This is a genomic window from Rhodobacter sp. SY28-1 (assembly GCF_005222785.1).
Classification (GTDB): domain Bacteria; phylum Pseudomonadota; class Alphaproteobacteria; order Rhodobacterales; family Rhodobacteraceae; genus Tabrizicola.
This window is the reverse complement of the sequence record NZ_STGH01000007.1, coordinates 26,945-49,094: the sequence shown is the minus strand read 5'-3', so window position 1 is coordinate 49,094 and position 22,150 is coordinate 26,945. Positions and strand designations below refer to the sequence as shown.

Sequence of the window (22,150 nt, the reverse complement as noted above, 5' to 3'; positions counted from 1 at the left end):
CCCTCACGCAACATCCTCGCCGCGCAACCTGCGCCAGAGCGAGGACAGCCGCTTGCGGATGGTGCTTTCATCCGGCACCTCGCCCGACTTCGAATTCTGGACGAACCACTCCTGCACCAGCGAGACCAGCGCGGTCTGGGTATCGGGCACACCCTTTTCGAACAGGAACCACGTCAGCCACGCGTACATCGCGTCCCAATCGTAGCGCGGGCTGGCCCCGATGGTGGAGGCCGGGCGCCGCAGCAGATCCCGCTCCTCCTCGAAGGCCTGCAGCGTTCCGGAATCCAGCAGCAGGTCGGAGGACCGGACCATCAAGCCCTCGGCCGGGTCAGTGATCTTGAGCCAGGCCTTGCTGCCGAGCGGCATGACCCGCCTGAGCCTCGCCTGCTCGTCGCTTGGGCCCATCCGTCGGAACATGCCCATCAGTTCCGCCATCGGCACCTGGACCATCCCGGCCACCGTCTCGTGACCGCAGAGGACGGGAGGAATGCCCGCGACGACATGCAGATGCCCCGCCGCAGCCCAGCCTGCCACATCGGCGGGAGGGCAACCCCAGCGCACGGCGATTTCGTAGATCGAGAAGAATGCGACAGGCGGCAGGGGCATTGGGAAACTCCTTTCAGACATGCGGCATCCTTCGGCCAAGGCCGTCGGCATGCAGGTTACAAGTGACCCGCCGTGCCGAGCACGTGGGCTGACATATGGTTCAGAGCACGTCGTCGAGGAAAACCGCCTGTACGCCAGAGGCACACCGTGACCGGCGTGCGCATCCGAATGCGTTCGTCTTTTCGATTCTTATGGACTGCTCAGCGAAGAATCTACTCAGCCGATGGACGAGTCGGCAACAGCAATCCCGTGCGCTTCGACCGTCGTCGGCAGAGTTTCGGTGGATATCGTCGAACGCCTTCGGAACCCGACCGGAACAATTCATTCCGGCAGTTCCACCCCTCGCAGAACCGATGAATCCGTCCGAACACCGGTCAATCAGCCCGCCCCGGAGAGAGTGATGACGCTGGCGCATGGATCACCGCCCGGAACCGGCACGGATGATGGTCGCAGAGTCGCCGTCCTGCGGTGATCCTGCCTAGCCGAGGCCGCAAAAATCCAATGAAACAAGGGGTGGAACGGGGTGACGGCCTGCAATTCCACCTTCCGCCTGTCTTCCGGTCCTCGCGCTCTGCTTCGCTGACCCCGCCCCCGTCAGAGGGGCGCAAGGCCAACGGAGCAGCCCATGAAGGACATTCAGACCGATCTCGACGAAGACATCCCTGACCTACTCGCTGACTGGATTAGCCGAGAGCAGTTGGCCTGGGCGCTGGGCCTGACGGCCGACACGCTGTCCCGGTGGGAAGCCCGCCGCCAAGGACCGCCTTGCACACGCATAGGCCGAAAGACCTTCTATCGCCGCGCCGCCATCCAGGAATGGATCAGGGCGCAGGAACAGGCCCATCCGGTGCGCAAGACGCGGGGGCGGTCATGACCATCCAGCCCAGCACATCCACCTGGCCCGCCGACCGCGTGGCCGAGGCCCGCGCCGTGATCGCCGACGTCGCGCATCACAGCGATCTCCTGATCCGGCTGGCCTGCAGTGTGCTCGCCCAGCATGGCGAGACCCCAGGCGAACGTGCGGATGCCCAGCGCCTGCTGGTCGTCGTTGATGCGCGGCGGCCGGTGCGGCGCGCCCAGCGCGAGGATCAGGGGAGGGCCGCGCGATGATGCGCTGTGGCACCCCCGAAGCCGATCTGCAGCGTGCCGTGGTGCAGACGCTGCGCATCGCCCTGCCCCGCTCGGCCATCATCCATCATTGCGCCAACGAGGTGACCGAGGCCGGGCCGAGAGGGGCCAAGCGCCAAGCGATCCTCGTCGGCATGGGCGTGCATGCCGGGTTCGCCGATCTGATGGTCCTCTGCGGCGGCCGCGTCCTGTTTCTCGAGTTGAAGGCACCGAAGGGGCGATTGCGGCCGGAGCAGGAAGCGTTCCGCGACGCGGTGCAGGCGCAAGGGTTCGGCTGGGCGCTGGTGCGAAGTCTCGACGATGCGCTGGGCGCGCTGGCCGATCACGGCTTCACCACGCGCATCTCCCCTGCCGCACGGAGGCCCGCGCCATGAGCCACGAGGCCACCAACTGGGCCATCAAGCAGCGCGGGCTGAAGCCCACGACGAAGATCGTGCTCTGGCACCTCTGCGACCGGTTCAACCCGGACTACGGCTGCTTTCCCTCACAAGATCGGCTGGCGCATGACTGCGAGATCAGCCGGTCGACGCTGAACGATCACCTTGGCCAGCTCGAGGCGGTGGGCCTGCTGCGGCGGGTGCCGCGGCTCGATCCCGTGACCAAGCGCCAGCTGCCCACCCGCTACATCCTGGGGTTCGAGCCGGGGTTCACACCTGTGGCTGTGGTGCCGTGTCCGGAAATCGGACACGGCGAGGATGAAGGCACAGAAAGTACCGTGGATGCGGGCACTTCGCATGTCGATGCCGCGACCGACGCCCTGCCGTGTCCGGATTTCGAACACGGGACCGATGCGGAAGCCGTGTCCGATCTTCAGGCCGAGCCGTGTCCGGAAAATGCCGAAAGCCGTGTCCGGATTTCGGACACTAACCCTGTAAGGGAACCTCTAAGTAAACCAGTAAAGGAGGAGGAGGGCGCGCAGGCGCGCGAGGCGATTTCCGATGAAGTTTTCGGAGACCTGCTGGACGCGCTGGGCCTCGACCCCGACGCCCTGCCCGGCTGGTGGCAAGGCTGGCCGCCCCGGCTGCACGTCCAGCGCTGGCGAGACGAACTTGGCCTGACCGAGGCGGAGATCATCGCCGCGGCCGAGGCCAGCCGCCAGGAACACCCCGAACCACCCGATGGGCCGAAAGCGCTGGACCGGGCGATGCAACGGGCGGCCCAGCGCAAGGTCGAGGATGCCGGGCGCAAACGCCGGAAGCCCAAGGCGGCCCCTGCCCCGGCTGCGAAGCCGATCACCGACCTGCCCGCCTTCTACGCCGATCTGGTCAATTCCGACCGCTACCTGCCGGTCAGTGCGATCAGCAACACCATGCGCGATGCCATGCTGGCCCGCGGGCTGGTAACGGCCGAACGCATGCGCGAGCGCGGGGTGCGGTGAATGGCATGGTGTCACGTCCCCGGCACGGATTGTCCCTCTGTGCAGGCGGCGGAGGCCTTGATCTGGGCCTCATGCTCGCCGAACCCGGCTATCACACCCGCGCCTTCGTCGAGTGGGAGAGCTGGCCAAGGTCGGTGCTCATCGCCGCCCAGCGCGCGGGGTATTTCGTCCCGGCCCCAATCTGGACCGACCTGCGCAGCTTCGATGCCCGGCCCTTCCGCGGCGCCTTCGATGCCGTCCTGGCCGGATACCCTTGCCAGCCCTTCAGCGCGGCCGGGAAACGCGGCGGCGCCGACGATCCTCGCCACCTCTGGCCCGACGTCGCCCGGGTCATCGGAGAATGCCGTCCTGAATGGGTCTTCCTCGAGAACGTCGCCGGGCATGTCACCCTCGGACTCGAGACCGTCCTGCGAGAGCTTTGGGGATTGGGCTACACGCCTGCGGCGGGCCTGTTCTCGGCGGCAGAGGTCGGCGCGCCGCATCAGCGGCTGCGGATCTTCATCCTGGCCCACACCGATGAGCCTGCATCCCGGCACCGGCAGTTACAACCCGGCCGGGAACAGCGACTTCACCCGCAAGGCCGAGGCGCTGGCGCTGGGCATCGCGAAAGCCCTGCCGAACCACTGGCCGACCCCGGCCGCCCAGAACTGGAAGGGGTCGAGCCAGGCCAGCGTCACCCGCACCGACGGCAAATCCCGGATGGACCTGCTGCACTACCGAGCGGAACAGGGCTTCACCCGCCCGGCCCCGGCGACCTTGCCGGATGGTCCGCGGTCCTCGCCGCACGCCCCGATCTCGCGCCCGCTCTGGGCTTCGATGATTGCCTCGCATGGGCGCGTCGTCTCGCGGCGTATCCTGAAGGGCCGGTCACGGCGGCGGCTGAACCCGCTCTTCGTCGGATGGCTGATGGGCTGGCCCATCGGGCACGCGCTCTGCGCTTGCTCGGAAACGGAGTTCACCCTCTGGCAGCAGCACATGCGTGGCGCTCTCTCGCAGCTGCCCATGGCCTCAGGCCCGTGGATCTGGCGGCCGACAAATCAGGCCCAGCGCCCGGCGCTGATGAATTTTCTTGAAGGATTGCAGCCATGAGTTTCCACGGTCGCGTCAGCGGCACCAAGGTCAAGCGCGCGCTGGGCGTGCAGGCCGCGCTGGAATGGGCGTTCCGGGTGGAACAGGCGCAGCTGGAATTGCCGCTGCCCCCCGACGTCACTGAGGAAGGCTTCGGTTTCGGCCTGGAATACGTTCTCCTCCAGCGCGCCGTGCTCGGCTGCAAGATCGACGGCGGTCAGCACAAGATCGGCGGCTATACCCACGAGGACGCCGAGGTCATCGCCGCCACCGTGGCCGGGATCCCCGACAGCCTCGGCGGCAAGCGCATGGCGATCCGCGTCGCCGAACTGGCCCGCGCCGGGCTGACACCGGACTGGATGCCCGGCGCCGTCCCGCGCTGCGTGCCGACCATCGTCAAGCAGAACCAGCACGGCACGCATGCGGGCGCCATCGTCGTGGGCACGGAGCGTGTCCGGGTACGTGGAGCGGGCGCGCGCGCCACATGGAAGACCATCAACATCCTGGCCTGTCCGATCACGTTCTCGCCTCACCCCCAGCAGATCGAGGCCGCCCGGCGCGGCTATGATGACTGGTGGCAGGCGCTGGGGTGGGTCCGGGACGGGCTGATCGAAGGCGGGATGCTGCGGGAGGTCGAGGTGACGGTGGCAATGCCGAAGGCGCGGCCGTGGAGGGTCCGTTAGCGCCTTGGCTTTCCGAACAGCACGTCTGGGAATGGGCTACCCTCGGAAATGTGCTCGATCAGCTCGGTCTTTGGATAGTCGAACCCGTAAATCCAATCCGAATGCACGCGTCGCAGCAGCCACACTTTCTCGCCGCCGAAGTCAAAGGCGGTGATGACCCCCACTTTCGTCCACTCCTTGAGTAGTCGGGCCGAGTAAAGCCAGAGCTGATCGACGACACCGTCTTTCGTATCGTGCCTTATTCCCTCGTACTTTGCCCGGACGAACTGGCTGGCGTCGGTCTTTCGGCGCATGGCGTCCACGACCCAGATGATGTTCTGATGAAACGCAGTGCGCTGCAGTGCCTCGTCCTCCTTGAGATGGGAGTGCTGAAATTCAACCACGAGCCCATGCGGCGTTTTGATATCCGCAATGTGCAGCTCCCCTTTTGGGTCGCGAGCAGGGATCTCTTGCCAGTCAGTGGGAAAGTTGTTCTTCCATGCGCGGTGCCATTCGGTTTCGTTTTCCCACCAGGGGTCACAGTGCCGCTGCCCCTTGTGTGCCCAGTGCCAGACCTTGACGTTTCCGCATTTAGCCACGAGTTCAGCGCCACAGCCGGGACATGTACCCCGCGCCTGGGGCGTCGCTTCAATTCGGGTTTGGTCTTTAATGGCAAATCGCATGTCGGTGGGCATTCAAACTCTTTATTGGTGAGCCGGTAGGTTGCACAGGTCGAAGGATTTGTTCAATCGGTCGAAGCATCCGTGGGCGGGGCCGCAGAGCGCGCGCCATGAAGATCGTGGCCGACCGGCGCGGCTATGAGGACTGGTGGCAGGCGCTGGGCTGGGTTCGGTAGGGACTGACCACGGGCGTGATGCGGCGCGGGGTCGAGGTGACAAAGGCGATGCCGCAGACGCGGCCGTGACTAAGGGTGCGTTCATCCGGGTAAGGGATGGTTATTGCCTTTTGGCACACAATGACTATCTTGATGCCAAAGGAGAACGACCATGCAGTTCGCCACGGTCCAGCCGATCATCGCTCGACCCGACCTTCCCGTCATCACCGACGAGGAAGCGGCTGCTCTGGCACGCACCACCGTCAACCTGTTCCGCGCCTGGGGCCTGACGGATGGCGAGGCGCGCGTTCTGTTGGGCGACATGGCCCAGCGCACATGGGCGCGCTGGAAGGTTGGCGACATCGGGCGCATCGACCGGGACCTGCGCGCGCGGATGGCGATCCTGATGGGCATCCACAAGGCGCTGCGGTACCTCTTCACCGAACCCGCCCGGGGCTACGCGTGGATCCGCAAGCCCAGCGAGGCCTTTGGAGGGCGCAGCGCACTGGATATCATGATGCGCGGCGAAATCACCGACCTGATCGACCTGCGGGCCTATCTGGATGCCGAACGGGGCGCCTGGTGAATGTGCCTCTCCGCCGCGTGACATGGCCCCGCACTGTCCGCATCATCCGCTCGATCCACCCGCCCATCGACCTGTTCGAGGACATCGCCGATCCTGCCGATTGGGAGGCGCTGGCCTCGGCAGAGGCCAAGTTCAACCCACGCATCCGCGACAGCATCGGTGATCTGTCGAAGGTGCCGGTCGCACGCCGCGTGACCGGGCCCGGCGCCAGCTGGGTCATGGCGCCCTTTGTCCATTGCTCGCCCCTGCGGCCAGGACGGTTCTCTGACGGTAGCTTCGGCCTCTACTACGCGGGCGACCGCACCGAAGTGGCCATCGCCGAAACCATCCACCACCACGCCCGCTTCATGCGCGCGACGAACGAGGCCCCCGGCTGGACATCGCAGTTTCGCGAACTGATCGGGTCCGTCGATGCAGATCTTGACGACACCACCGGCCACGCCGAACTGCTGGACCCCGACGACTACCGAGCCTCGCAGGTCTTCGGGGCCGAGCGGCGGGCGGCAGGGTCGAACGGCATCACCTGGCCCAGCATCCGTTATCCCGAGGGCCAATGCATCGCCGTCTTCTGGCCCGACGTGATCCCGATCCCCACCCAAGGCGCGCATTTCGCCTATCACTGGAACGGCGCAGCGGTGGACTTCGTCAAGCAGCTCGACAACGCCGAGGTGTGGCACGTCACATGACCCTGTCAGAAACGGTCAGCCTCAATCCGCATTCATCAACTTTGGGCTGCATTTTGCCTGAAAAGTCCTTAGCTTGGCTGCAATAGCCGATGTCCCCGAAGGTACCCTATGTCCGAATCCCTACGTGATCTTGTCCTTTCCCTTATTCCCGAAGACGGCTCTACCATTGGCAATCGCGCCCTGCTTGCCCTGCTGCGCGAAGACCTGCCAGATCTGACGGACGAGGACTATCACGAGGTTCGTGACCAACTGATCGCCGAAGGCGTCCTTGCCAAAGGGCGCGGTCAGGGTGGCTCGGTCGCAAGGGCGAATGGTGACGCGCCCACGGCACAGCAACCTGCCAAACCCAAAGCTGCGCCAATCGCATCCTCTGCCGGGTCTGGCGCCTATGCGCATGCCGACCAGGCGGTTCTGCGCCCGGATGTCGGGGTCGAGGCGCAGTTCTCGCATCGCAAGCCGCCAAAGACCTATCGCTACGACTCCAGCCTCGCGCCGGAACTGGCTTGGGACGAGAACGGCGAGCGGCCGTTTGCGGAATGGCTGCTGAACCTGGTGGCGGATGCGGCCGAAAAGGGCGAGGCAACGGTCTTTGCCCAACCGCAGGTCTGGAAGGGGACGGAGGAACGATTCACATCGCTGTCGCAGTGTGCGGCGCGGCTGCGCAGCCTTACCAAGCCCTTCCTGAACTGGGCGGGCAAGGCGGAACGGCAGCAGATCAGCGTGCCGACGCTGCCCCTATTCGTGCACGAACGTCACTCGACGTCGGCGATCCTCGAGACGCTGAAATCGCACAAGGCGCGTGGGCAGACGCTGGACCTATTCGGCGATCTGGACCTCGACATCGCCGACCGGCTGGATGCCTACGAGCACAAGGGCCCTTGGACCAACCGGCTGATCCTCGGCGACTCGTTGCAGGTGATGAACTCGCTCCTAGAGTACGAGGGCATGGGCGGCCAGGTGCAGATGATCTATTTCGACCCGCCCTATGGCGTGAAATTCGGGTCAAATTTCCAGCCATTTGTTCGAAAGAACAAGGTAAAGCACGGACCGGACAACGAAATGATCCGAGAGCCTGAAATGGTGAAAGCCTATCGGGACACGTGGGAACTGGGGCTGCATTCCTACCTCAGCTACATGAGAGATCGACTAACGTTAGCGAAGGAGCTCCTGACTCCCGACGGTTCAATTGTCGTGCAGATTTCGGACGACAACTTGCATCATGTTCGGGAAATGATGGATGAAGTTTTCAATCCAGAGAACTTCATTGCGCTCATACCGTTTCGCAAAAAGACTATGCCGCTGGGGGCAACGTATCTCGAACAGATGAACGACTTTCTGCTTTGGTACGGCCGTAACCCAAAGCAGGCGAAATTCCATCAGCCGTATTATGAACAGGATGTACAGGGAGACTTTCACTGGAAGTGGTATGAACTGCCAGACGGTTCGCGCCATTCAATGTCGAAGGAGGAGGTAGACAATCATTCGCTTCTGCCAGAGGGCGCACGAGTTTTTCGGCTTGTTTCTATGTGGCCACCGACATTTTCGGAGTCGGGAGTGTTTGAGGTCGAGTACGGCGGCAAGAAATGGCCACCTGCGCCAGGCGCCTGTTATCCTTCAAGTCCAGCAGGAATGAAAGCTCTGGTAGATGCCAAAAGGATCGAGCCAGAGGGAAGATATCTTCGATACGTCCTTTATCTGGATGACTACAAGCTCGCAAAGATGAACGCTTCGTGGCCCGATACAATTGGCGCGCGCGGGAAAAGTTATGTCGTGCAGACCTCTGATGAGGTTGTGCGGCGATGCCTCAACATGACCACAGATCCGGGTGACTTGGTTCTCGACATAACATGCGGATCGGGAACGACAGCCTTCGTTGCTGAGCAACTTGGGCGGAAATGGATAACCTGCGATACATCGCGAGTTCCGATCGCCTTGGCGCGACAGCGTTTGCTTACAGCTACCTTCCCTTGGTATCGCCTTAAGGAGCCGAGCAAAGGGCCCGCTGGTGGCTTCGTTTACGAACGAAAGCAAAACCGCAAGGGGGAAGAAATTGGTGGGCTCGTCCCTCGGATTACTCTGAAAACCATTGCGAACGGGGATGACCCGGTCGTTGTTCGTGTAGTAGACCGCCCCGAGGTGAACGACAAGATCACGCGCGTCTGCGGGCCCTTCACTGTCGAAGCAACCATCCAAGCCTCGATGAGCATGGAGGAAAACGCTGAAGGCGCAACCGCGCAGCCACAGTCATCGAGCCCGCGCGCCTATCTTGATCGGATGACCGAAGTGCTGCGGCAAAGCAAATCGCTGAGCCTGCCCGGCAACGTGACGCTGCAGCTAGACAACGTTCGCCCACTGGCCGGCCGCGAGTATCTGCATGCCGAGGCCGTGGCAAAGAACGGCACCGAAAAGACCATCGCCATAGCCTTCGGCCCGGAGGACGGCGCCATCGGCTCCGACTACGTCTTCAACGCCGCGATGGAGGCGATGCAGCAGGGCTTTGGTCAGCTGTTCCTGTTCGGCTTTGCTATACAAGCCAAGGCTCGTGAACTTCTGGAAAAGATGAAGATCCCAACGGCCTACATCGCGGTGACACCGGATGTGGTGATGTCGGACCTGCTGAAGACGTCGAAGAACAGCGAAATCTTCTCGATCACCGGCCTGCCGGATGTGCGATTGAAGAAGGCAGGGCAACGTGCCGATGGCACGCCGCTCTATCGTGTGGAGCTGCGCGGGCTCGACATCTTCTTGCCGCATCTGATGGACACGGATCACATCGATGCCGAAAACCTGCCCTGCTGGATGCTCGACACCAATCACAACGGCATGGCGTTCTATGCCAGCCAGGTGTTTTTCCCCAAGACCAGCGCCTGGGACAACCTGCAGAAATCGCTGAAGGGCCAGTTCGAAGACAGCGTCTGGTCGCACCTTGCGGGGACGGTCAGCGAACCCTTCGCGCTGGGCGACAAGAAGCGCATCGCGGTGAAGGTGATCGACGAACGCGGCAACGAGCTTATGGCGACCCGCGGCGAAGAGGATGCCGTCTGATGTCCGTTGCCGCAGAACAAGACGCACCGCAACCGATCCCCGAGGATCAGCCGGTCATCATCAACTCGCCCTTCCGGGAGCCGCAGGTTCACTGGAAGATCGAAAAGGCAAAGCCCCCCTACAAGGCAGAGGGTCGGCGCCGTGCGAGCTATTTCTACCGCGTGCCGGAACATTCCGGCCGTGGCCGCCCTGACCGCAATCAGGCGGAGCTGTTCGAAAGCCAGGCGGGTGAAGAGGTCGAGCTTGAGATCGTCAACGCGATCCGCGGCCGCGTGAAGGATTGGCGGGCAGGCATCCACAGCGGTGGCGTGGCCTATGATGGTGCGTCGCCTGTGACGCGGGAACTGCTGGAGCTGTGGCGCAGCGATCAGCGCATGCAACGCCTGTTCTTTGCCCAGATCGAGGCGGCCGAAACGATCATCTTCCTGGTCGAGGCCAAGGACGTTTACCGCAAGGGCGTTCCTGAAGTTCCGCGCGACGAACCCGGGCTGGAGGCAAAGGCGGCCGGTGTCCGTGCCTTCATTCGTTACGCCTGCAAGATGGCGACGGGCAGCGGCAAGACGACCGTCATGGGCATGCTGGCCGCCTGGTCGATCCTCAACCGCGTCGCCTCGCCCCGCGATGACCGGTTTTCGGACACGGTCCTGATCGTCTGTCCGAACGTGACGATCCGCGAGCGGCTGCAAGAACTCGACCCGGCGCTGGGCGATGTCAGCCTCTACCGGACGCGCCAGCTCGTCCCGCCGCGCCGCATGGAAGAGCTGCGCCGCGGCGAGGTGATGATCGCCAACTGGCATCGCCTGGCGAAAAAGGAGACGAACACCGTCAACGGGGATAGCGCCAAGGTCGTGAAAACCGGGGAAGCGGTCGAGGTCATCAAGAACGCGGGCAAGGCGAATGAGAGCGTCGAGACGAAGTACTTCGAGTCCGATCCGGCATGGTTCAAGCGTATCCGACGAGAACTGGGCAGCGGCAAGGGGCGCAGCCCGCATTGGCTGATCTTCAACGACGAGGCCCACCACGCCTATCGTCGCGGCGATGCGGCCAGCGAAGAAAGCCTCGACGAGGACAAGGATCTCGCCAGCAAGAACGCTCGGGAAGCGACTATCTGGGTTGAGGCGCTGGACAGGATCAACAAGCTGGCTGGCGGTGGCCGGAGGCGCGGGATCAACCTGTGCGTCGATCTTTCGGCAACGCCTTTCTACATCCAGGGATCGGGCAACGAGGTCGGGAAGCCCTTCCCCTGGATCGTTTCGGACTTCAGTCTGCTCGACGCCATTGAATCGGGCCTCGTGAAAATCCCGCAGCTACCCGCCCGAGATGTATCGGGGGCGGAGGAAGCCGCCTACTTCAACATCTGGCGGTGGGTGCAGGCGAAAGCCAAGGAAGATGGCCTCGGCACCAACATCACGCCCGAGATCGTGATGAACTATGCCTCGGCACCGATCAATCTGCTTGCACAGGAATGGTACCAGCGGTTCTCGGAATGGGAACAGCAATCCAAGCAGCAGCAGAAACACCCGGTGCCACCCGTTTTCATCGTGGTCTGCCGCGACACCGCGGTCGCCAAGGAAGTCCACGGCTGGTTGGCGAACGGCAACGACAGCTACGGCGTAGCGCCCAACTGGTTCAGAAACGCGCCAGGACAAGAAGTGACAGTCCGGATCGACTCGAAGGTGATGGAGGACATCGAGGATGGCGGCTCAAAGGATGAAACGAAACGCTTACGGTTCATCCTCGACACAGTGGGCAAAGCAACTTGGCCGGGAGGCAGAATCCCTGAAGACTGGTCCGAGCTGGTCCGCAAGCACAATGACAAGGTCGCAAGCGACGACAATGACGGCTCACTGAAGTGGATAGATGAACGCATTCCGCCCGGTCGCGATGTGCGGTGCATCGTTTCCGTAGCCATGCTGGCGGAAGGGTGGGACGCGAACACGGTCACTCACATCGTTGGTTTGCGGCCATTCGGGTCGCAGCTCCTGTGCGAACAGGTCGTCGGCAGGGCACTGCGCCGCAAGAGCTATGCGTTGAACGAAGAGACCCAAATGTTTGCCGAGGAAACGGCAAAGGTCTTTGGGGTTCCGTTCGAACTGATCCCCTTCAAAGTCAAACCAGTCGGCCCGCAGCCGCCCCAACCCGACCCCAATCACATCTTTTCTGTCCCCGAGAAAGCAGACTACGAAATCACGTTCCCGGTCGTTTCCGGATACCATCAGACGGGGCATTTCGATGTTCATGTCGACTGGTCCAAGGTGTCAAAGGTCACCATCGATCCAATGAAAATCCCCCAGACGGTGGAGCTGACGCCGCTGACTTCACCGGACGGCTCGCTCGCCGTTTTCGGACCGGGTGAGCGACCTGTGTTGTCCTTGAAAGACTGGCGGGCGCGATTCCGCGATCAACAGGTGGCATTCAGGCTCGCTCGGGAGGTGTGTGCTCGTTGGCAAGCCGATAACGGCGCAGAAGCTGTTCCGGTTCAGCAGCTCTTTCCGAAGGTTGCGTTCGCATCAAAGCGATTCCTCGACGAGAAGCTCGATTTAAAGGGTGACAGTCTGCCAAGAGACTTGCTGTTGGTAGGCGAGTACATGCAGGCTGCGATCAGCTCCCTGCTTGAGGCAATCAAGAAAGGTTCGAAGACGGGAGAGCGCGAGGTCGCGGTCATTCCCACCGGTGCAGCAGGGCGCGGAAGCACCTTGAACGTCGATTTTCATTCGACCAAGCCAGTCTACCCGGTCAATCGATGCCACCTCAACGCGATGGTGGCCGATACTGAGAAATGGGAACAGAGTGCTGCATTCCTTCTCGATAGTCATCCTGGGGTAAAGCGCTGGGTCAAGAACGATAGGCTCGGCTTCACTATTCCTTACCGACATCGAGGTGTTGTCTCTCGATATGTCCCTGACTTCATTGTCGTAACCGACAAAGATCTGAACGTAATCATCGAGATCAAAGGCCGAGTTAATGACGACGCAGACGCGAAGGCAAAGGCAGCTGAACGCTGGGTCGAAGCCGTAAACCACACAGGAGGATACGGGACGTGGCACTATCTGCTGGTAGATGATCCAGGCAAGGTCGGACTGGCCATCAATGGCCTAGCGGGTCAGAAGTGGGACCTGGAACAGCAGAGTGCCAACTTGCCACTTTTCAACAATGATCAGTTTTCGAATGCGCTCAAGGGTACGCTGCTTGAACACTTTAGAGACATGCCAAATTTGGTTAAGGTCGGCCAAATACTGTTTGAAGAGGCACAGCAAGAAAGCAGAAGGTATTTCCAGCTAGAGCATGTTGAATCTGCTGCACTTGCCGCGTCATGCGAAGTGATCCAAGGTCTGTCCGTTGTTTCGGCATTGACGGACTATGAGCACCCACTCCTGCGCATGAGGCTGCTTTCAATTTCCGGATCGACCAGCACGGCGGGCTTGGCCGACCTATTCAAAATGATGTCCGCTTGGAAACAAGGCAGGATTACAGAATCTGAATGGCGAAATTGGGCGAATAGTTTCGAAGTAAGGTGGGAGTTCATGGAAGGGTTTGCGCGGTGACTGTGAACCCAAACTCAGCCCTCGCTTTTGCAGAGTTGCTAATCAAGAAGGCACCGGATTTCGTTGAACTCATTTGCGCTAGCACAGATGATGAGTTTGACAGTGCCCATGACGCCTTTATAGGCGAGGCAGTCGATCATCTGGAAGTAAATAAGAAGAACTTTGCCGCTCTAGACGAAGTGGGTCTGTCAGGTGTGTTCGCTGCTTCGCTTAAAATGCCTGGAGTGACAGTGCTTCAAGAAGCACACTCGAATGGCCATGTGGACATCACCGTATATTTTCACCATTGCACACCCGTTAGAAAGAAACTCTTTGAAGCCAAAATTTATGACGGGCCAAGCTATCATATAAGTGGGCTAGAACAGCTCCTGAACCGATACGCAACAGGAAGAGAAGGAAGAGGCGTTGTTCTTTCTTACGTTAGGAAGAGCAACATTGCGCAGCTGGTAAAATCGGTTAGGGCAAAGATGGATGAAGATTTACCCTGCAGTCAGCAGGGACATACTTCTGACCACACCATCAAATGGTCCTTCTTGTCGCACCATGCGCACTCTTCCGGCGAAGAGCTCGCGGTTGCGCATGTGAGCTGCAATCTCTTCCTTGAGGGTTCCGACAAATAGCTACTTGCCGGACCTTTTCGTCGGCCAAGCGTATTCGCAGTGCGATTTTGGAATCCCCAGCCACTTGTTCTCGATCGAGCGCCCCCTCCTCTGGTTCCTCCCCGGCACTGAACGTATGCGGGGGGGCGCAGCGCGGCGGTTCGCTAGCGCGAGGCATTTTCACCGGGGAAGCCAGGCGGAAGCCACCTTGCGCGCTGATGCTGGAATTCCTGAGTCCGATCAGGGGCTTGCGGAATCACGATCTGGCCGGAGTGGATTCCCGGCGGGAAGCCAGGGAAGCCACCTCCGGGGAAGCCAGGTGGCCGGAAGCCGCCGCGGAAAGCCAATTCACTAGAAGCTGTTGACTCCGCTACACTTTTCGGGTTGACAGACCTGCCCCGATTGACCTACCCCTTGATCATCGAAGAATTGCGCCCGGAGGAACCCCCTCGCGGGCGCTTTTCATTTCCCCTCCCCCACATCCCGAGCCCCATCCCATGGACCTCGTTTTCGCGCCGAGCCAGGTAGAGTCTTGGCCGATCGCCCGGCTGCGCCCATATGCCCGCAATGCCAAAATGCATGGCGACGACCAGGTGGCGAAGATCGCCGCCAGCATGGCCAAGTTCGGCTGGACCGTTCCCTGCATGGTCGCCGACGACGGCGAGCTGATCGCAGGGCACGGTCGAGTTCTGGCTGCGACCATGCTCGGGCTGACCGAGGTGCCTGTGATCCGGCTCAGCCATCTCGACGAGGCCGAGCGGCGCGCCTACCGGATCGCCGACAACAAGCTGACGGAACTGGGCGAATGGGACGAAGCGCTGCTGCGCGAGGAGATCGCGGGGCTCTTGGCCGAGGATTTCGATCTGACCCTGCTCGGCATCAGCGACGATGATCTGGATGCCTTACTGAGGGATCCCGAGGCGCTGGGCGGCGATGGTCCGGTCGAGGGTGAGGACGATGTTCCGGAGCTTCCGGTCACGCCGGTGTCGGTACCGGGAGACCTCTGGCAGCTCGGCGCGCACCGGCTGATCTGCGGCGACAGCACCTCGGCCGATGTGGTTGGGCGGCTGCTCGGCGATGTGCGCCCCCTGCTGATGGTGACCGATCCGCCCTATGGCGTGGAGTATGACCCCTCCTGGCGCAATCAGGCGGGCGCGGCCAAGACGAAACGCACCGGCAAGGTGCTGAACGACGACCGGGCGGACTGGCGCGAAGCCTGGGCGCTGTTCCCCGGCGACGTCGCGTATGTCTGGCACGGGGCGTTGCATGCCGCCACCGTGGCGGACAGCCTGGTGGCCGCGGGTTTCGCCATCCGGTCGCAAATCATCTGGGCCAAGGACCGGCTGGTCCTCAGCCGCGGCGATTACCACTGGCAGCACGAACCCTGCTGGTATGCGGTGCGCGCCAAGGGCAAGGGTCATTGGGCCGGAGACCGCAAGCAGACCACGCTGTGGCAGATCGCCAACCGGGATCAGGATGCCGACACGGTGCACGGCACCCAGAAGCCGGTCGAATGCATGCGCCGCCCGATCCTGAACAACTCCAGCCCCGGCCAGGCGGTCTATGAGCCCTTCATGGGTTCCGGCACCACGCTGATCGCGGCCGAGACTACCGGCCGGGTCTGCTTCGGGGTCGAGTTGAACCCAGCCTATGTCGATGTCGCCATCGAACGGTGGCAGTCCTTCACCGGCCAGGAGGCTGTGCTGGCGGAAACCGGCGAGACCTTCGCTGCCCTCAAGGCTAGGCGGCTCGCGGCATGAACGCGCCCCTCCTGCCCGGCCGGATCGAACACTGGCCGCTGGCCCGTCTCCGGCCCTATGCCCGCAACGCCAAGACCCACGATGCCAACCAGGTGGCGAAGATTGCCGCCAGCATGGCCGAGTTCGGCTGGACGGTCCCCTGCCTCGTCGCCGCAGACGGCGAGTTGATCGCGGGCCATGGCCGGGTCCTGGCCGCCACGCAACTGGGGCTGGCCGAGGCGCCGGTCATCGTGCTGGGCCATCTGACCGAGGCACAGCGGCGGGCGTACCGGATCGCCGACAACAAGCTGACGGAACTGGGCGAATGGGACGAGGCGCTGCTGCTCGAGGAGTTGCGCGGGCTGATGGCGGAGGATTTCGACCTCGGGCTGATCGGGATCCCCGAGGATGAACTGGACGCGCTGCTGCACGATGCCGACGACCGCGCGCCCATCGACGATGACGCAGCCGACACCATCCCCGAGGCACCGGCCGAACCGATCACCCGCCCCGGCGATATCTGGGCGCTGGGCGACCACCGGTTGATCTGCGGCGATGCAACCGACCCGGCCGTGGTCGCACGGCTGATGGACGGGGCGCAGGCCTCGCTTCTGTTCACCTCACCGCCCTACGCGCAGCAGCGCGACTATGGCGTGGCGAAGGAAAAGGTCGGCGATTGGGACGCGCTCTTACAGGGCGTCTTCGCCGCGGCGCCCGTCACCGCCAATGCACAGCTGCTGGTCAACCTCGGCCTTGTGCATCGCGATGGTGAGTGGATTCCCTATTGGGAGCGGTGGCTCGACTGGATGCGCGCGCAGGGCTGGCGGCGGTTCGGCTGGTATGTCTGGGACCAGGGGCCCGGCCTGCCCGGCGACTGGAACGGCCGCCTCGCACCCTCGCACGAATTCATCTTCCACTTCAACCGCCAGCCCCGGAAGCCGAACAAGACGGTCGAGAGCAAGCACGCAGGCGAAAGCCTCGGCGGCGGCGGCCTGCGCGGGGCCGACGGCACGGTCCATCGCAAGACCGGCTACGGCAACGCGATCCAGAGCCACCGCATTCCGGACAGCGTCTTTCGGATCATGCGCCACAAGGGCGGGCTGGGCGCGGCCGGATCGCACCCGGCCGTGTTCCCGGTGGCGCTGGTCGAGGCGGTGCTGGAGGCCTTCACCGATCCCGGCGACTTGGTGTTCGAACCCTTCTGCGGCTCCGGCACACAGCTGATCGCCGCCGAACGCACCGGGCGGCGCTGCTGTGCGGTGGAGCTGGACCCGGTCTACTGCGACGTCGCCGTGCGGAGGTGGGAGATGGCGACGAAGAGACAAGCAGAACGGCTGGAGATTTGATCGAACCGAGCGCGCTCAGATTCCAGCAAGGAGAGGAGAGAAATCATTCGGGGCTATCAGCCTTCGCACATGCGCCGGGTAGCAATTACCCATACCGGAACCAGCACTAATCCGGTTCGTAGCACGCGCTTGGGCATTGCTTAGCAGATAGAAGGTTGGCGTCATTGTTCTGAGGTCGAGTTCGACGAAAAGAAAAAAGTCCGCTTCGCCCTTTGTACCAAGATCGACGGGCCAGCGACCGATCTCAGTCGGCCGCTCAAGAAACTGCCGGGTCTTTACCTCGATGGATTTTGCCTCCCCATTGACGATCACAATCAGATCGTGTCCGGGCGCGCCCTCGGGACTGATGTAGGCAGCAAGCCCAAGCGTGTTCAGCTTCGCCAAGGCAAGCAATTCACCGAGAGTTCCGGCCTGTTGATGGGATAATTTTCGCAAAGGGTCCACCTCCATGGTGCAGCAATAACTGACCGATGCTACTCTGACCACCGTAAGGGTCGGTCGAGCGGGTAACACATTTGGGCATCGAGCATTGGGACGAAACCCGGAAGCGCTGGATACTGTATCGCAGTGAGGCCGAACACAGTGCGGACTGCAGGGCCTACCCCTATGAGGCAGTGCCTAGACGGATATTTCTCGACACGAATGTGGTGAACCTGCTCGTCAACTACCCAGACCAGATTTTCGAACAGCAGCCGCTACCCGAGCTCGGAGACGCAATGCTTGCTGAGGACATCGAAGCGCTGATGCACATCTTCTACGTTGGAAGGCGGGCAAATTGGGCGATAATGGCATCCCGCAAGACACTGGATGAAGTTGACAATACGCCTGATCCCGAACATCGCCAGCGGCTGCGAGACTTCGCAGTAGAGTTGATCTACCCTGAAGACGAAGCAAACGCATACGCCTCAGTGGTCGGGCGGCGTTTGATCGATGCTTCATTCACCAACCGATTGCCTGACAAGGCAGATCGGGAGCTGATTGGAAATGCCGTCGGCCTCGAATGTGATGTTTTCTGCACCAGAGACCGACGGACAATTATCAAGAAGCGTGATCAATTGAGGCTATTGCCGATCAGGATTCTTACACCTTTGGAGTGGTGGCGGCATGTTCGCCCATGGGCTGGCCTGTGCACATAGGCACGCGTTACTGAAACTCGTTTGGCTCAGACCCCAAACTGTGCCTAACGGACGATGCGATAAACAGTTCCCCTGCCCTCGACCTTCTCGCCATTGATAGGCAGGCCCAACTTCTTCTTCAGGGCGCCAGAAATCGAACCCCTGACAGTGTGGGCCATCCATCCGGTGGCCTCGACCATCTCTAAGACTGTCACACCCTCGGGGCGCTGCAGCATGTCGATGATTAGCGCCTGCTTGGTGCCAGCGCGGATTGCCGCTGGTTTAGCCGCATCGTCAGGCGTTTGCGCCAGTTCCGGCTTCGGCTTCGCATTCCGCGCACTGGTGACGGCGCTGGCCACCACCGGCTCGATCCCGATGGCATCCAGCCCGGCCTCGGTCGCGATCAGCGTGGTGCCGTGGCCGTCGCCGGTCTCGCGCCACATCGGCTCGCCTCGACGTAGGTTGGCCTCGACCTCCTCGAGCCAGCCGCGGGCGATCATCTTGCCGACCACCATCTTGGCGGCAGCGCCGACCAGCCCCTCGGGCAGCGGCAGCGCGAGGTTCCCCGGTCGGGTCGCGGCGCGGGACAGGATCAGGGACTGGGTGTCGGATGGGGTGGTCATCGGGGCCTCCTTGGCTTTGGGCGCGCGATCTGCGGGCCTTCTACGGAGGCAAGCCCCGTCGTCGGACGGGGCGGCCGTCGTGCCGCGTGGGTGCGTCAGGCGGCGTGTTCGCCTTCCTTGAAGGCGCTGTCGGTGATCTGGCGCAGCAGGCCCGCGTAGTGCTTCAGGGTGCCGACATGCCCCCAATGGATCTCGTCGGGGTTGGTCTCGAAATGGTCGTCGCTGAGGGTCTTCAGGCGCTCCAGCATCACGTCGATCTCGGCCTTGGCAGCGATGAAGGCGTCGAGGGCTTTGTCGTTCGAGGCGGCGCGGCTGATCGTCATGGCGGGGCATCCATCGGTGAGTTGCATCGTTTCCTTGCGATCAGAGTCGCTCTGCCGCGCCCTCTAATCAACTGAATACCAGGCAATATCATTGGCTTGATCGGATTATCTGCGCCATGAAAGGCATGAGCGAGCGGGAGTACGCGGCGCATTCCGGCCTGTCCCGCGGCGGGGTGCAGAAGGCGCGGAAGAACGGGCGGCTGGTGGTCCATGACGACGGGTCGATCAACGCCGCGGCCTCGGACGTGCGGCGGGCGGAGATGACGGACCCGGACCAGCAGCGCCGGTCGCTGGGTGGCGACGGGCTGTCCAGCAGCCCGGGCGAGACGACATCCTATATCAAGGCGCGCACGGCACTCACGGTCTATGCGGCCCAGGAACGCCAACTGGCGGTGCAGAAGAAGAAGGGCGCGCTGGTCGACCGCGCGCGGGCGGAGACCCTCGTCTTCCGCCTGGCGCGGCAGGAACGGGATGTCTGGGTGACCTGGCCCGGACAGGTGGCAGCACTTATGGCGGCGCAGATCATGGCGGAGGTGGAACGGCAATCCGGGGCATCGGTGACGATCGAGACCGCGATCATGCAGAGGGTGCTGGAAGCCCATGTCCGCGAACAGCTCGACGCCCTCGCCGACCTCCGGGTCTCTCTTGCATGATGAGGAAGATCACAACGACCTAGCGGCCGACCTCGACCTCGGCTTCGACGGCGCCGAAGACCTGCTACGGGTCTGGCGTCAGGGGATGCGTCCCGACCCAAACCTGACGGTGTCGGAGTGGGCGGATCAGCATCGCTGGCTGTCGTCGCGCGGCGCGGCGGAGCCGGGGCGGTATCGCACCGCCCGCGCGCCCTATCTGCGCGAGATCATGGATGCGCTGTCGCCCGGCCATCCCGCCCAGCGCATCACCTTCATGAAGGCGGCGCAGGTCGGAGCGACGGAAGCAGGCAACAACTGGATCGGCTTCGTCATCCACCACGCGCCGGGGCCGATGCTGGCGGTGCTGCCGAGCCTGGAACTGGCGAAGCGGACGTCTCGTGGCCGTCTTGATCCCTTGATCGCGGACAGCCCGGCGCTGCGCGAGCGGGTGAACCCGGCACGGTCGCGCGATGCGGGCAATTCGATGCTGTCGAAGGAATTCCCCGGCGGCATCCTCGTGCTGACCGGAGCCAACTCGGCGACCGGTCTGCGGTCGATGCCCGCGCGTTATGTTTTCCTCGACGAGGTCGACGCCTATCCGGCCTCGGCTGACGAGGAAGGCGATCCGGTCACGCTGGCCGAGGCCCGGACGACGACTTTCTCGCACCGGCGCAAGGTGTTCATGGTCTCGACCCCGACGATCCGGGGGCTGAGCCGGATCGAGCGCGAGTTCGAGGCGTCCGACCAGCGGCGCTACTTCGTCCCCTGCCCGCATTGCGGGGCGATGCAATGGCTGCAGTTCGACCGGCTGCGCTGGGCCAAGGGGAAGCCGGAGACTGCTGCCTACCACTGCGAGGGCTGCGAACGCCCAATCGCCGAGCACCACAAGACGGAGATGCTGGCCAAGGGGGAATGGCGGGCAACAGCCGTGTCCAAGGATCCGAAGGCCATCGGCTTCCACCTCTCGGCGCTCTATTCGCCCTTGGGCTGGAAAAGCTGGTCCGACGTCGCCCGGGAATGGCTGGCGGCCCAAGGGTCGGACGAGACGCTGCGCGCCGCGCGCAACACGCTGCTGGGCGAGACTTGGGTTGAAAGCGGCGACGCGCCGGAATGGCAGCGGCTGGCGGATCGGCGGGAATCGTGGAAGCCGGGCACGGTGCCTGCGGCAGGGCTGTTCCTGACCGCCGGGGCCGATGTGCAGAGGGACCGGATCGAAGTCGATATCTGGGCCTGGGGCCGGGGCATGGAAAGCTGGCTCGTCGATCACATCGTGATCCCGGGCGGACCTGATGATCCGGCCGCCTGGGACAAGCTGACCGCCTTGCTCGGACGCAGCTGGCAACATGCCAACGGCGCCTTCATGACTGTGGCGCGGTTCGGTATCGACACCGGCTATGAGGCCGCGGCGGTCTATGCCTGGTCGCGCAAGGTCGGGTTCGAACAGGTGGCGCCGCTGAAGGGTCTCGAGGGTTTCAACCGCGCCGCCCCTGTGTCGGGCCCGACCTATGTCGATGCGACCATCGGCGGCAAACGCCTGCGGCGCGGTGCTCGGCTCTGGTCGGTGGCGACCGCGACCTTCAAGGCCGAAACCTACCGCTTTCTGCGGATCGAACGGCCGTCAGATGAGGACCGGGCGCTGGGCATCCTCGATGCGCCGGGGACCGTGCACACCCCAAGCTGGGCGGACACCGAATGGCTGAAGCAGCTGGTGGCCGAACAGCTGGTCACGATCCGCAACAAGCGCGGCTATGCCCATCAAGAATGGCAGAAGATGCGCGAGCGAAACGAGGCGCTGGACTGCCGGGTCTACGCTCGCGCCGCGGCGTGGATCCTCGGCGCCGACCGATGGGACGAGGCGACCTGGCGGCGGCTCGAGGCACAGGCGGGCGTGGAAACGCGCATGCCTGCGGCGGTCGCGACGGACGCCACACCACCCGATCCGACCCAGCCCAAGGCCGGAACCCTGACCACGCCGCGCCGGAAACGGCGGGCCTACACCCCGAACTTCATGAGGGACTGATGGACCTGGAACGCATGCAGGCCCTGCTCACGGCGCTGCAGGAAGCCCGCTTCGCCGGGCTGCGCAGCGTCAGCTACGACGGCAAGACCGTGACCTATGGCTCGGACGCAGAACTGGCGGCGGCGATCCGGGATCTGGAGGGCCGAATTGCTACCGCCTCTGCCACGCCGCGTCGCCGCCGCTGGGGCACCGTCGCCAACAAGGGTCTGTGACC

At 63.1% G+C, this 22,150-nt stretch carries 22 protein-coding genes and 1 pseudogene; 18 read left to right on the top strand and 5 right to left on the bottom strand.

The features are described 5' to 3' along the window. Nucleotides 1-3: 3 nt before the first annotated feature. On the bottom strand, nucleotides 4-606 hold the full coding sequence (locus E8M84_RS21275; RefSeq protein WP_137113263.1) for a hypothetical protein: 603 nt from the start codon (nucleotides 604-606) through the stop codon (nucleotides 4-6). 625 nt (nucleotides 607-1,231) lie between these two features. Between E8M84_RS21275 and E8M84_RS21270 the strand changes: the two genes are divergently transcribed. The 7 genes and pseudogenes from E8M84_RS21270 (at nucleotide 1,232) to E8M84_RS21245 (ending at nucleotide 4,863) form a co-directional block, all read left to right on the top strand. Then, nucleotides 1,232-1,480, top strand: coding sequence for an AlpA family transcriptional regulator (locus tag E8M84_RS21270; RefSeq protein WP_137113262.1), 249 nt, complete (start codon nucleotides 1,232-1,234; stop codon nucleotides 1,478-1,480). Beyond that, a complete protein-coding gene (locus E8M84_RS21265) occupies nucleotides 1,477-1,716 on the top strand; it encodes a hypothetical protein (protein WP_137113261.1) in 240 nt (79 codons plus the stop codon). Before E8M84_RS21270 ends, E8M84_RS21265 begins: the two co-directional genes overlap by 4 nt. Next, a complete protein-coding gene (locus E8M84_RS21260) occupies nucleotides 1,713-2,108 on the top strand; it encodes a VRR-NUC domain-containing protein (protein WP_137113260.1) in 396 nt (131 codons plus the stop codon). Before E8M84_RS21265 ends, E8M84_RS21260 begins: the two co-directional genes overlap by 4 nt. Next, nucleotides 2,105-3,112: a helix-turn-helix domain-containing protein gene (locus E8M84_RS21255; protein WP_137113259.1), complete on the top strand. Its 1,008-nt coding sequence runs from the start codon at nucleotides 2,105-2,107 to the stop codon at nucleotides 3,110-3,112. The genes E8M84_RS21260 and E8M84_RS21255 overlap by 4 nt, the downstream gene beginning before the upstream one ends. Nucleotides 3,113-3,117: 5 nt before the next feature. Then, a pseudogene (locus E8M84_RS21765) lies at nucleotides 3,118-3,579 on the top strand (DNA cytosine methyltransferase); the annotation flags it as partial. 49 nt (nucleotides 3,580-3,628) lie between these two features. Beyond that, nucleotides 3,629-4,201: a DNA methyltransferase gene (locus tag E8M84_RS21760; RefSeq protein WP_240790481.1), complete on the top strand. Its 573-nt coding sequence runs from the start codon at nucleotides 3,629-3,631 to the stop codon at nucleotides 4,199-4,201. Next, nucleotides 4,198-4,863, top strand: coding sequence for a hypothetical protein (locus E8M84_RS21245; RefSeq protein WP_137113257.1), 666 nt, complete (start codon nucleotides 4,198-4,200; stop codon nucleotides 4,861-4,863). Before E8M84_RS21760 ends, E8M84_RS21245 begins: the two co-directional genes overlap by 4 nt. On the opposite strand, the gene E8M84_RS21240 is transcribed toward E8M84_RS21245, so the two are convergent. Beyond that, nucleotides 4,860-5,537, bottom strand: a complete 678-nt coding sequence (locus E8M84_RS21240) for a competence protein CoiA (protein WP_205914656.1) — start codon at nucleotides 5,535-5,537, stop codon at nucleotides 4,860-4,862. The genes E8M84_RS21245 and E8M84_RS21240 overlap by 4 nt on opposite strands. 312 nt (nucleotides 5,538-5,849) lie before the next feature. On the opposite strand from E8M84_RS21240, the gene E8M84_RS21235 reads away from it, so the two are divergent. The 7 genes from E8M84_RS21235 to E8M84_RS21205 all read left to right on the top strand — a co-directional run bounded on the left by E8M84_RS21235 (nucleotide 5,850) and on the right by E8M84_RS21205 (nucleotide 17,223). Beyond that, complete coding sequence (locus E8M84_RS21235; RefSeq protein ID WP_137113256.1) at nucleotides 5,850-6,263, top strand: MbcA/ParS/Xre antitoxin family protein; 414 nt, start codon at nucleotides 5,850-5,852, stop codon at nucleotides 6,261-6,263. 2 nt (nucleotides 6,264-6,265) lie between these two features. After that, the gene (locus E8M84_RS21230; RefSeq protein WP_205914657.1) at nucleotides 6,266-6,949 is read left to right on the top strand and encodes an RES family NAD+ phosphorylase; all 684 of its coding nucleotides are present in this window, start codon (nucleotides 6,266-6,268) and stop codon (nucleotides 6,947-6,949) included. Between the two features lie 108 nt (nucleotides 6,950-7,057). Next, entirely contained in the window at nucleotides 7,058-9,994 is a 2,937-nt protein-coding gene (locus E8M84_RS21225) for a site-specific DNA-methyltransferase (RefSeq protein ID WP_205914655.1), read from the top strand. Then, nucleotides 9,994-13,539 (top strand): BPTD_3080 family restriction endonuclease, encoded by a 3,546-nt coding sequence (locus E8M84_RS21220; RefSeq protein WP_205914654.1) that lies wholly within the window; start codon nucleotides 9,994-9,996, stop codon nucleotides 13,537-13,539. Before E8M84_RS21225 ends, E8M84_RS21220 begins: the two co-directional genes overlap by 1 nt. Beyond that, nucleotides 13,536-14,159, top strand: a complete 624-nt coding sequence (locus tag E8M84_RS21215; RefSeq protein WP_137113255.1) for a hypothetical protein — start codon at nucleotides 13,536-13,538, stop codon at nucleotides 14,157-14,159. Before E8M84_RS21220 ends, E8M84_RS21215 begins: the two co-directional genes overlap by 4 nt. A gap of 476 nt (nucleotides 14,160-14,635) precedes the next feature. Further along, nucleotides 14,636-15,898 (top strand): site-specific DNA-methyltransferase, encoded by a 1,263-nt coding sequence (locus E8M84_RS21210; RefSeq protein ID WP_137113254.1) that lies wholly within the window; start codon nucleotides 14,636-14,638, stop codon nucleotides 15,896-15,898. Then, the gene (locus E8M84_RS21205; protein WP_137113253.1) at nucleotides 15,895-17,223 is read left to right on the top strand and encodes a site-specific DNA-methyltransferase; all 1,329 of its coding nucleotides are present in this window, start codon (nucleotides 15,895-15,897) and stop codon (nucleotides 17,221-17,223) included. Before E8M84_RS21210 ends, E8M84_RS21205 begins: the two co-directional genes overlap by 4 nt. 15 nt (nucleotides 17,224-17,238) lie before the next feature. Here the strand turns inward: E8M84_RS21205 and E8M84_RS21635 are convergent, their stop codons facing one another. Then, nucleotides 17,239-17,673, bottom strand: coding sequence for a hypothetical protein (locus tag E8M84_RS21635; RefSeq protein WP_205914653.1), 435 nt, complete (start codon nucleotides 17,671-17,673; stop codon nucleotides 17,239-17,241). Nucleotides 17,674-17,870: 197 nt separating this feature from the next. Here E8M84_RS21635 and E8M84_RS21195 point away from each other — a divergent pair, with 197 nt between their 5' ends. Continuing rightward, nucleotides 17,871-18,359: a hypothetical protein gene (locus tag E8M84_RS21195; protein WP_137113252.1), complete on the top strand. Its 489-nt coding sequence runs from the start codon at nucleotides 17,871-17,873 to the stop codon at nucleotides 18,357-18,359. A 44-nt stretch (nucleotides 18,360-18,403) separates the two neighbouring features. Here E8M84_RS21195 and E8M84_RS21190 read toward each other — a convergent pair whose 3' ends face one another. Next, complete coding sequence (locus E8M84_RS21190; RefSeq protein WP_137113251.1) at nucleotides 18,404-18,961, bottom strand: DUF3489 domain-containing protein; 558 nt, start codon at nucleotides 18,959-18,961, stop codon at nucleotides 18,404-18,406. A gap of 95 nt (nucleotides 18,962-19,056) precedes the next feature. Further along, nucleotides 19,057-19,284: a hypothetical protein gene (locus tag E8M84_RS21185; RefSeq protein ID WP_137113250.1), complete on the bottom strand. Its 228-nt coding sequence runs from the start codon at nucleotides 19,282-19,284 to the stop codon at nucleotides 19,057-19,059. Nucleotides 19,285-19,400: 116 nt separating this feature from the next. Between E8M84_RS21185 and E8M84_RS21180 the strand changes: the two genes are divergently transcribed. Genes E8M84_RS21180 through E8M84_RS21170 form a run of 3 tightly spaced genes read left to right on the top strand, consistent with a single transcriptional unit; the run spans nucleotide 19,401 to nucleotide 22,148 of the window. After that, entirely contained in the window at nucleotides 19,401-19,937 is a 537-nt protein-coding gene (locus tag E8M84_RS21180; protein WP_137113249.1) for a hypothetical protein, read from the top strand. Further along, nucleotides 19,885-21,936, top strand: a complete 2,052-nt coding sequence (locus E8M84_RS21175) for a phage terminase large subunit family protein (RefSeq protein WP_137113248.1) — start codon at nucleotides 19,885-19,887, stop codon at nucleotides 21,934-21,936. The genes E8M84_RS21180 and E8M84_RS21175 overlap by 53 nt, the downstream gene beginning before the upstream one ends. After that, on the top strand, nucleotides 21,936-22,148 hold the full coding sequence (locus E8M84_RS21170; protein ID WP_137113247.1) for a phage head-tail joining protein: 213 nt from the start codon (nucleotides 21,936-21,938) through the stop codon (nucleotides 22,146-22,148). The genes E8M84_RS21175 and E8M84_RS21170 overlap by 1 nt, the downstream gene beginning before the upstream one ends. Nucleotides 22,149-22,150 lie beyond the last annotated feature (2 nt).